Annotated in this window: 13 protein-coding genes and 1 pseudogene; 10 read left to right on the top strand and 4 right to left on the bottom strand. The window is 69.2% G+C overall.

The genetic code is table 11. The annotated features are described in order from the left end of the window. Positions 1 to 41: 41 nt before the first annotated feature. The 4 genes from BHU15_RS22080 to BHU15_RS22065 are packed head-to-tail and all read right to left on the bottom strand — an operon-like array spanning position 42 to position 3,492. Positions 42 to 911, bottom strand: coding sequence for a 1,4-dihydroxy-6-naphtoate synthase (locus BHU15_RS22080; RefSeq protein WP_069628795.1), 870 nt, complete (start codon positions 909 to 911; stop codon positions 42 to 44). Beyond that, positions 896 to 1,573 (bottom strand): futalosine hydrolase, encoded by a 678-nt coding sequence (locus BHU15_RS22075; RefSeq protein WP_069628794.1) that lies wholly within the window; start codon positions 1,571 to 1,573, stop codon positions 896 to 898. The genes BHU15_RS22080 and BHU15_RS22075 overlap by 16 nt, the downstream gene beginning before the upstream one ends. A gap of 38 nt (positions 1,574 to 1,611) precedes the next feature. Further along, positions 1,612 to 2,109, bottom strand: coding sequence for a DUF2771 domain-containing protein (locus tag BHU15_RS22070; RefSeq protein WP_069628793.1), 498 nt, complete (start codon positions 2,107 to 2,109; stop codon positions 1,612 to 1,614). A 27-nt stretch (positions 2,110 to 2,136) separates the two neighbouring features. Then, positions 2,137 to 3,492, bottom strand: coding sequence for an MFS transporter (locus BHU15_RS22065; RefSeq protein WP_069628792.1), 1,356 nt, complete (start codon positions 3,490 to 3,492; stop codon positions 2,137 to 2,139). 418 nt (positions 3,493 to 3,910) lie between these two features. Here BHU15_RS22065 and BHU15_RS22060 point away from each other — a divergent pair, with 418 nt between their 5' ends. The 10 genes and pseudogenes from BHU15_RS22060 to BHU15_RS41490 all read left to right on the top strand — a co-directional run. After that, a complete protein-coding gene (locus BHU15_RS22060) occupies positions 3,911 to 4,798 on the top strand; it encodes a DUF3027 domain-containing protein (RefSeq protein WP_063889519.1) in 888 nt (295 codons plus the stop codon). 121 nt (positions 4,799 to 4,919) lie between these two features. Further along, positions 4,920 to 5,798: an SUKH-4 family immunity protein gene (locus BHU15_RS22055; protein ID WP_069628791.1), complete on the top strand. Its 879-nt coding sequence runs from the start codon at positions 4,920 to 4,922 to the stop codon at positions 5,796 to 5,798. A gap of 53 nt (positions 5,799 to 5,851) precedes the next feature. Continuing rightward, on the top strand, positions 5,852 to 7,468 hold the full coding sequence (locus tag BHU15_RS22050; RefSeq protein WP_255293179.1) for a WD40 repeat domain-containing protein: 1,617 nt from the start codon (positions 5,852 to 5,854) through the stop codon (positions 7,466 to 7,468). A gap of 101 nt (positions 7,469 to 7,569) precedes the next feature. Next, complete coding sequence (locus BHU15_RS22045) at positions 7,570 to 9,120, top strand: WXG100-like domain-containing protein (protein ID WP_069628789.1); 1,551 nt, start codon at positions 7,570 to 7,572, stop codon at positions 9,118 to 9,120. Positions 9,121 to 9,136: 16 nt separating this feature from the next. Beyond that, positions 9,137 to 9,715: an SUKH-4 family immunity protein gene (locus BHU15_RS22040; protein ID WP_069628788.1), complete on the top strand. Its 579-nt coding sequence runs from the start codon at positions 9,137 to 9,139 to the stop codon at positions 9,713 to 9,715. Positions 9,716 to 10,126: 411 nt separating this feature from the next. Continuing rightward, the gene (locus BHU15_RS41495; protein WP_255293178.1) at positions 10,127 to 10,303 is read left to right on the top strand and encodes an SUKH-4 family immunity protein; all 177 of its coding nucleotides are present in this window, start codon (positions 10,127 to 10,129) and stop codon (positions 10,301 to 10,303) included. A gap of 100 nt (positions 10,304 to 10,403) precedes the next feature. After that, positions 10,404 to 10,967, top strand: coding sequence for an SUKH-4 family immunity protein (locus tag BHU15_RS22030; protein WP_069628787.1), 564 nt, complete (start codon positions 10,404 to 10,406; stop codon positions 10,965 to 10,967). Between the two features lie 385 nt (positions 10,968 to 11,352). Further along, positions 11,353 to 11,901, top strand: a complete 549-nt coding sequence (locus tag BHU15_RS22025; protein WP_069628786.1) for an SUKH-4 family immunity protein — start codon at positions 11,353 to 11,355, stop codon at positions 11,899 to 11,901. Between the two features lie 136 nt (positions 11,902 to 12,037). After that, positions 12,038 to 12,689: pseudogene (locus BHU15_RS22020) on the top strand (sacsin N-terminal ATP-binding-like domain-containing protein); the annotation flags it as partial. Positions 12,690 to 12,691: 2 nt separating this feature from the next. Beyond that, positions 12,692 to 12,965: hypothetical protein (locus tag BHU15_RS41490; protein ID WP_255293177.1), on the top strand; the 274-nt coding region annotated here is incomplete at both ends.

Genomic DNA, 12,965 nt, shown 5'->3' with positions numbered 1-12,965 from the left:
GGAAGTCCGACGACTCGGCCGAATGTCAGGTCCGCCGAAGCTCAGCCGAACGTCAGCGCGTCCGCCGCCAGTTCCGGGACGAGGCCCTCCGCCGCCGCGCGGGTGAGGAGGCCGCGTACCGCCGCGTAGCCGTCCGGGCCCAGGTCGGCGGTGAACTCGTTGACGTACAGCGCGATGTGCTGGTCGGCGACCGCCGGGTCCATCTCCTGCGCGTGGGCGCGGACGTACGGGCGTGACGCCGCCGGGTCGTCCCACGCCATACGGACCGACGTACGCGCCGAGTCCGCCAGCGCCTGGAGCGCGTCCGCGCCCAGATTGCGCTTGGCGATGATCGCGCCCAGCGGGATCGGCAGACCCGTCGTGGACTCCCAGTGCTCGCCCATGTCGGCGAGGCGGTGCAGCCCGTAGTCCTGGTACGTGAAGCGCGCCTCGTGGATGACGAGCCCCGCGTCGACCTTGCCGTCGCGCACGGCCGGCATGATCTCGTGGAAGGGCATGACCACGATCCGGCCCACCCCGCCGGGCAGCACCTCCGCCGCCCACAGCCTGAACAGCAGGTAGGCGGTGGACCGTTCGGACGGTACGGCGACCGTCCTGCCGGTCAGGTCGGCGGCCGGCTCGCGGGTCAGCACCAGCGGACCGTTGCCCCGGCCGAGCGCGCCGCCGCACGGCAGCAGCGTGTACTCGTCGAGGACCCACGGCAGCACGGCGTACGACACCTTCAGCACGTCCAGCTCACCGCGCTCCGCCATGCCGTTGGTGATGTCGATGTCGGCGAACGTCACGTCCAGCTCGGGCGCGCCGGGCACCCGGCCGTGCGCCCACGCGTCGAAGACGAACGTGTCGTTGGGGCAGGGCGAGTACGCGATCCGCAGGGGTGGAGTGGCGGCGTGCCTCATGGTGTCTGCCATGGCGACTCCTCGAAGACGGGGCTGAGTTGCTGGAAGCCGTACCGCAGCGCGTCCAGCGCCGGGCCGATGCGCCAGGCCGAACGGTCGCGCGGGCCGACGGCGTTGGAGACCGCGCGGATCTCCAGCACCGGCACGGAGCACGCCGCCGCGGCCTCCGCGACGCCGAAGCCCTCCATGGCCTCGGCGGCGGCGCGGGGGTGACGTGCGGTCAGTTCGGCGGTACGGGACGCCGATCCGGTCACGGTGGAGACGGTCAGCACCGGGCCGAGCGCGGCGCCCAGGAGCCCGGCGATCCGGGCGGCCGGCTCCGCGGGCGGGAGGTGGACGGTGCGGCCGAAGCCCAACTCGTCCACCGGGACGAAGCCTTCGGGCGTCTCGGCGCCCAGGTCGGCGGCGACGATCGCGTCGGCGACCACCAACGAGCCGACGGGGGCGAGCGGTTGGAACCCGCCGCCAATACCGGCGGAGACGACCAGGTCGTACGGCGCCGAGGCGGCGGAGGCGAGGGCCAGGGCCCTCGCCGTACCGGAGGCGGCCGCGGCGGGACCGACGCCGGCGGCCAGCACGTCGACGGACGGGTGGGCGCGTCCCGCGCCGATTCCGAGCCCGCCCGAGACCGCGTCGGCCTCGGCGGCCACGGCAGTCACCACCAGTACGCGCACGAACGACCCTCCCACGCAGGACAGGACCCGGAACAGGATCAGGTCAGGGACTTGTTCTTCAGCTCGAAGTTCCAGACCCCGGTCACGGCCCGCTTCTTCTCGCTCGTCTCGACGATGCTGAGATTCACCGTCTTGATCGGCTCACCGGACTGCGACGAGAAGAACGCGCTGGCCGGGAAGGTCCGGTAGGTGTTCTTGTCCGGCTGCGGCTCGGCCCGCTGGCCCTCGATGTAGAAGGTCCAGCCGTTGTCGGCGATCTCCGGGTCGACACCGAAGTGGATCTTGTCGTCGGGGGAGACGGTGATCGACTTCCGCCCGTCCGTGTCGTTGAGGCACTTCTTCAGCTGCGCCTCCCCGCCCAGCGACTCGCCGTCGTTGTAGCAGGTCGCCTCGGAGTGCACGGAGTCCGTACCGACCGTCAGCGTCGCGAGCGGCGTCGGCTTGTCGCAGGCCGAGAGGGCGAGCAGGCCCGCGGACATGGCGCCGAGCGCGACACCGGTCCGGCGGGCCCTGGGGGAGATAAACTGGGCGGTCATGAGCCGAAGGCTATCGCCCGGCCCAGCTCACGCGACGCGCGGGTGCGGCGCGCCGTGCCTCGCCGCGCCGAGCAGCCCCCGTACGGAGAACAGCGCTCCGGTCGCCACCAGTCCCGCCGCCACCGACATCCCCAGCACCCCGTTGAGCGGCAGGGCGATACCGATCGCGCCACCCACCACCCAGGACATCTGGAGCAGCGTCTCGGAGCGCGCGAAGGCCGACGTACGGACCTCCTCCGGCACATCGCGCTGGATGCACGCGTCCAGCGACAGCTTCGACAGGGCCTGCGAGAAACCGGCCACCGCGCCCAGGACCGCGACCATCAGCCCGCCGAAGAACACGGCCGAGAGGACCGCCGCCGTGAGCGCGAGCGTCAGCACGGTCACGATGATCAGTTCGGGCGCGCGGGCCTTGAGCCAGGCGCCCACCGCCGTACCGATCGCGTTGCCCGCACCGGCCGCGACACCCACGATGGCCAGCGAGACGGCGGCGCTCTGCCCCGCCAGCGGATGCTCCCGCAGCAGGAACGCCAGGAAGAAGGTCAGGAAGCCGGAGAGCGCGCGGTGCGACGCGTTCGCCTGGAGTCCGTTGAAGACGGACGGGCCGACCGAGCGCAGACTCGGCCGCTGCCGCTTCTTGCCCGCGCGGCCCACCAGCTGCATCCTGCGCTCGCCCTTCGCGGAGTCCACCTTCGGCGGCATCGTGAAGGCCAGGAAGGTGCCCGCGATGAAGATCACGAACGCGCCGTACAGCGGCCACTGGGGCCCGATCTGATGGAGGCCGGCCCCGATCGGGGCCGCCGCACCCGTCGCGAGCAGTCCCGCGAGCGTCACCCGGGAATTGGCCCGGACCAGTGGGAACTTCGGTGGCAGCAGACGCGGTACGACGGCGCTGCGCACGACCCCGTACGCCTTCGAGGCGACGAGTACGCCCAGCGCGGCCGGATACAGCTCGAGACCGCCCGTCGCGACGGCGCCCGACATGGTCAGCGCGAGCAGCGCCCTGGTCAGCATCGCGCCCGCCATCGCGGCCCGGCGGCCGTGCGGCAGGCGGTCCAGGAGCGGGCCGATCACCGGGGCGAGGAGCGTGAAGGGGGCCATGGTGACGGCGAGGTAGAGAGCGACGCGGCCACGGGCCTCGTCGGTCGGTACGGAGAAGAACACCGTCGACGCGAGGGCGACGGTGATCATGACGTCGCCCGCGCCGTTCACGGCGTGCAACTCGATCAGCCTGCCGAGACCGGACTCACCGGCGCCGTGCGCGTGCGTCGCCTTGCGGATGCCCTTCGCGGTGCCGGTGAACGGCAGGCGCAGAGCGCGACCCACCGACCGGCCCGCTCTGCGGACCGGCCCGGACTCGTCCGACGACCTGACGGCTGCCATCCCGTCATAGTGCCCCCACTTCGGGTGAGGGAACGTCCGCGACGTCGCTGACGCGCTGAGTTCGGCTGTTCTTCTCATTACTTTGCCGAGATTTCACGGCGTGTCCCGCTGCCCGCCCCACCACCGGTTCCGGGGTTTTCGAACATGCTCGCACCCGCTCCGGGCTGCCCGAACTTCGGGAAAGGGGGCGTGCAGGTGGGCGCCGGGCGGTGGAGAGGGTAGCGTGCGTAGCGCGCCACCGGCGGTTGTTCTCGGCCGCGCGCCTCTTCGTCATCCCGCAGAATGGTTGACGGTAGGTGCGCCCGAGAGAGGTCGGGCGTGGACGTCGATGCGGCCCTCTGGTCCGCTCCGCCCACGGCCCGTACATCGCAAATCGGCCGGCGCACCCGTGAAACGGCGTAGGAGAGAAGCGAGACCTGTGAGTGCTGCGACGACTCGAAGCCGAACCCCCGACCGCCTGTGCGCCGAGGCGGTAGACCTCGCGAGGTCGGCAGCCGAGGAGGCTGCCGCCCCCGGCGTCGTCGGCGAGCATGTGTCGGCGGTGTCCGAAGGTGACCGCGTCGTCACCCATCTCTTCGAATGCAAGGAGATCGGCTACCGCGGCTGGCGCTGGGCGGTGACCGTCGCCCGCGCGTCCCGCTCCAAGCTCGTCACCCTTGACGAAACGGTGCTGCTGCCCGGCCCCGACTCCCTCCAGGCACCCGAATGGGTGCCGTGGAGCGACCGGCTGCGCCCCGGCGACATGGGCCCCGGCGATCTGCTGCCGACCGAGGCGGCGGACCTGCGCCTGGAGCCCGGCTTCAGCGGCGAGGACACGCCCCCGCCGAACTCCGCCGTGACGGACGCCGTCACCCCGCAGGCCCTGGCGGAGCTGGTCGAGGCGGAGGACGCGGAGGAGACGGACCGCGACGACGCGACACCCCTCACCGAGCGGGGCACGATCGCGTCGGTCGCCGAGGAACTGGGCATGCGCCGGGCCAGAGTGCTCTCCCGGTACGGCCTCCACATCGCGGCCGACCGCTGGGACGAGTCGTTCGGCGCGAAGACCCCCATGGCGCAGGCGGCCCCGGCACCCTGTGTGTCCTGCGGCTTCCTGCTCCCGCTCGCTGGCTCGCTGCGCCAGGCGTTCGGCGTCTGCGCGAACGAGTTCTCACCGGCGGACGGCCGGGTGGTCTCGCTGGCGTACGGCTGCGGCGGCCACTCGGAGGCAGCGATCATGCCGACCCCGCCCCGCCCGGCGCCGCATGTGCTGGACGAGCTGGGGGCGGACGCGTTCCCGCTGGGGCCTCCGGCGGCCGACGGGTAGAGCGAGTTTCCCGGCCCACCACCGAGCGTCGCACTCCTTGTCCGAACGATGAACGACCCCGGCTTCACTTGAGTTCAGTAGGGTCGTAGACCGTCCGTCGTCTGGTGTGTGAGGTAGCTCGATGTCGATGTCGTCCCGTGATCCGGTCAGTGCGCAGTTCGGCGCAGAGGGGATGCGTCGCTTCCGCGTCGGCGCCGCCGCCGATGTACGACTGCCTGACTCCGCGCGCGCGGGTCTTGAGGAGACGGGCGTGCCGCTGCAGGTCCCTCCCTACTTCACCGCCGCTGGTGAGAGCGACGCGCTCCAGCTCGGTACGTTCGCGGCTCATACCGGTCTTCCCCGTCCCGCGACGGGGTTCGAGGGCTGGCTGCGGGTCGGTCATGACGGGCTGGCTCATCTGTGCGTACGGCCTGACGGCGCCCTGCAGGCGGTGATGCTGGAGGGGAGCGAGGAGGACTTGTTCGTCAGCTCGGATCTTGAGGCGTTCAACGCGTCGCTGGCGGTGCTGGACCGGCTGCTGCCGGTGATCGCGACCTCGTCCGGTCTGTCAGAGGCGGCCGGTGTGTTCCGTGAGCTGAACGATGAGCTGCGCGCTGTCGATCCGGAGGCTTTCAGCGAGCGGGAGGGGTGGTGGCCGCGGGTGTTGGACGATGTGCGGCACACGCTCAACTTCCCTTTCTCCGCGGCGTTCGAGTACGTCGACAACGCTGGGGAGAAGCACATCGTCACGGAGGCGACCGGGCCGGGGCGTGCGCACCCGGAGGAGCTTGTCTGGCGGGAGCTGTCCGCCCGGGGGGTGGCGGCGGGGCAGGTGCGGCGGGTGTTCTGCGAGTTGCAGGCGTGCATGATGCCCGGTCACTACTGCGCGGTGTGGATGCAAAGGCTGTTCCCGCAGGCGGAGTTCACGCACGCCTTCGACTACGGCAGTGATGCCGAGTCCCGCGAGGCGGGGCTCAAGGCGCTGATCACGCATACGGCCGAGCAGGCCGGCCGCAGGTGAGTACGGCGGCGTGGGGCCGGCCTGCGGCGGGGCGGGAACCGGCAGGGGCCGCCTTGTTGGCGTGGCTGGCCGACTCCTCCGCGCCTGGCCTGTGTGTGGTCACGGGTGGCGCGGAGTGCGGGAAGTCGGCGTTGCTGGCCTGGCTGGTGGCGCACGGCACCCGTGCGGGCACCGAACAGGAGCGGGTGGTGCATGCTTTCGTGCCGCTCGCAGGCCTCAGTGTGCGCGGTGCGGTGTGGACGCTGGCCGATCAGCTGGGTCTGGTGGCGCGGGGGCCGGAGGAGTTGGTGGCACGGATGGCCGCCGACCGTCGTCCGGTCACCGTTGTCCTGCCCGACCTGCACGCGGCTGCCGACCCGGACGCGCTCGCCGAGCTGGTGCTCGCGCTGAACGCCCACGAGCATGTGCGGCTTGTCGTCGAGGCCCGTTCAGGGACCGCTGTTCAGGGGCAACTGGCCGACATCGGGGCGGCGGTGATGGATCTGGACGAGCCGCAGTGGACGGACGAGGCCCGCCGGCGCTCCTGGGATGCGACCCATACCGAAACCACGGCTTCCCCGGCCCGGCAGCAGGCCGCCACGGTCGTGGAGTTGGACGACCCGGCCGCGCTGTGCGCGGCCGACCCCTGGCAGGTCACTGCCGCATTCGACGCCGACCCCGAGGAGCACGGGGGGCTGCGTGCGGCCTGGCTGCGTGCCGGGCAGTCGCTGTGCCGCGACCAGGAGGCCGCAGAGCGCGCGCTGGTGCTGCTGACGGCCCTGGGCGACGCCGCCGATCCGCGGCTACGGCCCGAACTCGCCCGGCTGGCGGCCACCGCGGGCTGGCAGCTGGAGTGGTCCAGGGTGCGCGGGGACATGGCCCCGCCCTGGCCCGGACCGGTCTTCGCGATGACCACGGCGGGACTGCCCGCCGGCCAGGCACTTCTGGCCGACCACGAAGGTGTGCCGCGGACCGTGGACACCACCGACGGCACCCCCGTCGGTCGCCTGCCCCAACTGCCCGGCCGGCCTACCGCGCTCTGCGTCCTGGCGGACTCAACCGTGCTGGCCTTCGACGACCAGGGCCGCCTGCACGAGACCATGCTGCCCGGTGCGCCCCGCCCCACGGGCCTCGCGGCCCTGCTCGACGACGGACCGACACCCGCTCAGCGGCTCATCGACACCCTCCGGACCCATCTCGCCCGATCCCCCGGCACCGCGCTCTGTGCTACGCCCGGTGTTGTGGCGGTCGGCGCGTCCGACGGCACCGTCCACGCGGTGACTCCCCTGTCACCGGACGAGCCCGCGCGTACGGCCGCTCTGCACAGCGGCCCTGTCACCGCCCTGACAGCATTCGATCTCCCGGTCGCCGACGACGGGGTGACGGTGCCGCTGCTGTACAGCGCGGGAGCCGACGGCCGGGTACGTGCCTGGTCCCCGACCGCCGACCCGCAGCCCACCCCCGTGGCCGAACGCGCAAGCCCCGTCACCGCGTTGAGCGTGGGACACACCCCTCGCGGCCTGGCCCTCGCGGTTGCCTGGGCGGACGGGCTGGTGGAGTTGCGCTTCCTCGATGAGGGCGAGACACGACACCTGTGGCCCGGTACGGCGGTGAACGCCCTGGCCCTGACGGCCGGCGGGAGCCTGCTGATCGGGACGGACGACCGGTTGCTCTGCCTGCGCCCCCAGTGACGTAGCTGATCCCACCAGCCCTACTGGCGCGCCCAGTTGACGGCCCCTCACACCCCCATGGAAAGTGTGATGAGCTGATCGCTGAGGGGGGGGCGGACCACGTGGGGAAGAACCTGCCCGGTGAACTCGTCGAGGTGCTCGACCTCGTTGGCGTCCAGTGGCCCAACATCGACGAGGACGAGGTCCGCGACAGCGCCAAGGACTACCGGCAACTCGCCGAGGGCCTGCGGGACGTCATCAAGGAAGGCAACACCGCCTGCTCCCACATCGTCGGCGGGCGCAGCAAGGGCGAGACCGTCACGGCCATCGACCGCCGCTGGGGCAAGCTCACCACCAAGGACCTCACCACCTTCGCCAAGGCACTCGACGACCTCGCGGGCGCCCTCGACGACTGCGCCGCCCTGATCGAGGGCTGCAAAGCCGCCTGCATCGTCGAACTCGGCGCCACCGCGGGGGCCGCGACCGCCGGTGTCATCGGCATGTTCTTCACCGCGGGCCTCAGCGGCCTGCTCACCGCCGGAGCCATCGCCGCCTGCCGCTTCGCCCTGCACGAGATCATCGACTACGCGGTCGGCGAGATCACCGCCATCGTCACCGACAAGATCGAGGCGAAGATCCTCGGCAAGATCGAGGACGTCTTCACCGACCACCTCGACGCCGACGGCGGCGAGGACCTCTCGGGCTACACCGCGGGCAGCGCCGACATGGCGCAGGACCTCGCGATCGAGTTCGACGACTTCGACCGGGCCACCGGCGGCTACGAGGAAACGCGCAACAACTTCGACAAGAAGAAGGGCACCCACAAGACAGGCGGCGCCAAACGCCGCAGTTCGGTCAAGAAGGACAGCCGCTTCCACAAACTCGCCACGGTCATGGACAAGGCCGAGGACGCCGTCGACAAGAAGGCCGACGAAACGGTCGACGTCCTCGAAAAGCACGGCGGGAAGATAGACCGCAGCAAACGCGAGCAGAAGGAACGGGACGAGAAGACCAAGCGCGACATCGACGACTGCAAGGACGTCGACGGCGACGACACTCCGATGTACCTCCTCAACGCCGACGGGTCTGTACAAGAACTCCACGCCGACGGAACGAGGTCCGCCGTATCGAAAGATGACAAGTCTGGCATCTGGAACGTCATGGAGAAGGATGGGACTGTCTGGCGCCCACCCAAGGGGCCCAACCCTTACCCGGTCCCAAGTGACCGCACCGGACCGGCCGTCAACTCCACCAAGATCAAGCCCGGCACGACCGACCTGTCACGGGCCACGGAGATCGCCCGCTTCGCCAAGCAGGACTACCTGGGCTCCAACTTCGCTGCGGCTCGCTATATTAACCCCGAGACAAAAAAGCCCATCATTCTTGTCGGCGACAGCGGAGGACCTCACTCCGAGCGACTCATCGGATATCCGGTCCTGCTGCATGAGCAGCAGAAGAATATTCAAGCGATCTACAGCGAGCGAGAACCTTGCCAACTCAGCCCTAAATGTGATCAATGGCTGGACATCTATTTCAAATCGGAGAACCCGAAACTCGAAGTTACTTACGCCAATGACTACGACCAATCGGACAAGTCCTACGGGCGCGACAAGGAACACCGTGAGTACGTGAGAGACTTGAAAAAGCAACACCAACAACAGGGACACCCATAACCTCGGGGCAAACTGCATGCTGACTCACATCCCGGTCTCAAGCGTCATCGGGAACTTCGGGCTCACCTCCATCACCTACTTTCCTCGCACTGCGGGCGGCCATCTGCACGGCCCAACGGCAGGGTTCTTGTCGCACGTCGGCCTGCCCGAGAATTCCTTCTACTCCCCAAGGCTCGACCTCGCGAACCGGAAATCCCCACGACTCGACGACACTCCGAGCATTGCAGAATTCTTCGAAGTTGTCGGAGCACCCTGCCCGCCCGAGGCTGAAACCTGGGAGGTGATCGGGGGATTCATCTATGCCACCGTGGCAATCGATCCCCGCGACGGCAGAATCTATTCCTTCCCCGAGGGGGAAGAATTTTATGTGCCCATGCATGCCGACGTCTCATCTCTCGTCCACTCCCTCATCGTCCTGGAGCAAGGAAAAGCCGAGTACAGAAACCTCTCGCGGGACGACGGGGGCATAGCCGCCGCAGAAGCTGTAGAACGTATGAAACAGCGCATCACCACAGTGGACCCCACGCCATTCGCAAGCGCCGACAGCGAGTGGGAGAAGCTCTTCGAGGAAATCTCTTTCGGAATGTGGACCTGACTCTCTCTGTCGGCTTCGGATGACATCTTCTCGTTCCGCGAGAGCCTCCAACAAAGAATGGAGCGCTGCCCGCGGTAAATAGCGGCGCAGCAAGGTTCGATGATGCTCATGCAGCTGGTGCACGCCTACGGGCTGAACAACATCGTATACTTCCCGTAAGGTGTTGCTGTCGAATTCGATTCACGTTCGGCAAACCTCCTGAGCTCCATAGGACTTCCACATTCGGAGGTTTTCACCTCCCGGGAAGACGTTGAGGACCCCTACCCTGCCGATCTGGACCCGACCACTCTGGGGGGCCGCTTCGATCACTACGGCATGCCCTGTCCCGCGAGGAGTCGATCCTGGAGGAAAGGTCTACGCCTTCGCTGAAGGATCCGCCGGCTACATCGAGCTCTACATGTCGAGTCCCTGGTGTATGCACTCGTTGAGTTCCGGAAGCTTGAAGTCGACCACGACAACGATGTTGACCCGGAGGAGCTGTCACGGCGTTTCAAGCAAGTGGTCGGCGCCTTCGACCCCATCCCCTTCGCGCACGAGGACTCACAGTGGAATCTCTCACTGGAGGAACTGGAACACGGGATGTGGTGAAGCCCGTCCTCGGGGCTGCCTGGGCCACCGGCCGGCGGTCACGGCCCACGGTGTGACCGGGAGCTGCACCAGGCGGCCCGCATCTGGACTGGATGGCGTTATGGGCACTCTGACATTCGACCTGTCCTACGACGACCTGGTGGACTGCTTTGGTCCCGACCGCGTCGAACGCTCCGTCCGCGAAGACGCTGAAGCCCTCGGGTTCAGCGGCCCCACCCTGGAGTTCCTCTGCTTCACAGGCATCCCCTCCACGCTCAAGGCAGAGGTAGGTGCTCCGGGGAAAGAGACCAGCCTGCGGGCCTTCCGCGAGATGTCCCGTGAACAGTGGCTGGTGCCGGAGGAGTCATGGAACTGGATCATTCTCGGTAACCTCACAGCCACGACCGTCACCCTCGACACCGCCACCGGCACCGTGTTCGGCTTCTACGAAGGCTCCGAAGAACCTGTCGCCCTCCACACCGACGTGTCCTCCCTCGCCTACACCATCTACGCGGTGAAGCGGGCCCTGCCTCACATCGCCCGCCTCGGCACGTTCGACGAACGCAACTCTGTCATCCAGTCGGTACGGCAGGAGATCGCCACCCGTGACCCCCTCCCCTTCGCCCACGAAGACGGAGAATGGAACGCCGCCATCGAAGAAATCGCCATGGGGATGTGGACGTAAATCTCAAAAACGGAGACTTGTGCTGAGTGGCGTTCAGGCCGAGCGGGTGCGGCGCGCTTGCGGACTGCCGGACGTAACCTACTTCCCCGGACGATCGGTGGCAGGTTGCACGTGGCAACGGCCGAGTTCATGTCCGCCGTTGGTCTGCCTTCGACCAAGTACCCAGGATCGACCGGGACGACGCTGAACGTCTCAGGTGCCGGCCGTCTTTGAAGGCAGCCTTCGGCGCCGGCTGGGCAAAGTGTCCGCCGGAGGCGGAAGGTTGGAGGTCCTCGGTTATTTCGTGTACGCGACGGTGGCGCTGGACACCGAAACCGGCCGCGTCTTCTCGTTCGGCGACTGAGTCCAAGAAGGCTCACGGGAAGGACTGGAGCAGGGTGACGGCATGAACTCCTCCGTCGACTACGGCGACCTGGCGCGGCTTCATGGACTGACTGGTGTGGTGCTCTACCCCATCCAGGATCCCAGTCCCCTTGATGCCGCGACCGTGCAGTTCCTCGGGTCCGTGGGGCTGCCGCACGGCAGGTTCTTCAGTTCCCGGGCCGGGCTGGTGGGGGCCGAGCGGGAACCGTATGTGTTGGCGGCCGTGTTCGCCCTGGGAAACCGCTACTGCCCAGAGGAGTCGCGCGGTTGGCACGTTCTGGGGTACCTGCCCGCAGCGCTTGTCACTCTCGACCCGGCCTCCGGGGCCGTGTACGTATTCCCAGAAAGCGCGCGTGACTGTCAGCTCGCGCATCGAGATGTCGCGGCGCTCGTGCACTGCCTGACGGAGTTCAGGAAGCTCGAAGACGCGTACAACGCGCCCGAGCCCGATGTCGAGGGGCTGGTCGACACGTTCCGTGCGGCGGTCAACACAATTGACCCGACTCCGTTGGCCGATCCCGATTCCGAGTGGAATCGCATGCTTGAGGAAGTACGTGAGGAAATGTGGTAGCGCTGTCCGGCCGCCGCACCGGGCCCCGCCGTAGCCCGGACCCACAGCCCGCCGGAGGTGTCTCGCGCGGTACGTTCGGGCCCGCACACTTACCAGTAGTGGACCGGTAGGCGGACGGACAGAGCGGAGTCACAGGGTGAGCGTCACGACGGCCGAGGGGGCCGATCCGTTCGGGACGGGTCGGCTGCGGCGTGCGGTGCTGGACTCGTGGGCCGCGGGGGCCGCGCGGTTCCGGGAGGATGCCAATGCCGAGGAGGACCTGGCGCTCGGCGGGTACCGGGACCGGCTGATCGTCGAGTTGGCGCAGAACGCCGCCGACGCCGCCGCCCGTGCCGGCGGACCCGGGCGGTTCCGGCTCACCCTGCGGGCCGCCACCGCCGAGGGGCCCGCCGTGCTCGTCGCCGCCAACACCGGGGCCGGCCTCGACGCGGCCGGGGTCGAGTCCCTCAGCACCCTGCGGGCCTCCGCCAAGCGGGAGGGGCACGAGTCCGCCGTCGGGCGCTTCGGGGTCGGGTTCGCCGCCGTCATCGCCGTCAGCGACGAGCCCGCCGTCGTCGGGCGGCACGGGGGTGTGCGCTGGTCCCTCGCCGAGGCGCGCGAGCTGGCGCAGCGGGCCGCCGAGGGGAGCGCGGGGCTCGGGGACGAGCTGCGGCGGCGGGACGGGCATGTGCCGTTGCTGCGGCTGCCGTTGCCCGCCGAGGGCACCGCCCCCGAGGGGTACGACACCGTCGTCATTCTGCCCCTGCGGGACGGGACCGCGCTCGATCTGGTGGAGCGGCTGCTCGCCGNNCTGCTGCTGACCCTGCCGGGCCTTGAAGAGATCGTGGTCGAAACCCCGGACGGGGAGCGCGTGTTGAGGCGCGCCGTGCACGGGGCGTACGTGCATGTGGACGACAGTCAGGCAGGCACGGTCCAGCGCTGGAGGGTGGCCAGTCAGCACGGGGTCACCGAGCCCGCCCTGCTCGAAGGGCGGCCTGTCGAGGAACGCCTGCGGCCCCACTGGGCCGTCACCTGGGCCGTTCCCGTCGACGGCGAGGGCGATCCGGTCCCGCCCCGTACCGCAC

The sequence above is a fragment of the Streptomyces niveus genome (assembly GCF_001723055.1).
GTDB lineage: Bacteria > Actinomycetota > Actinomycetes > Streptomycetales > Streptomycetaceae > Streptomyces > Streptomyces niveus.
The sequence above is the reverse complement of the archived record's forward strand: the minus strand, read 5'-3'. Positions and strand labels throughout refer to the sequence as shown.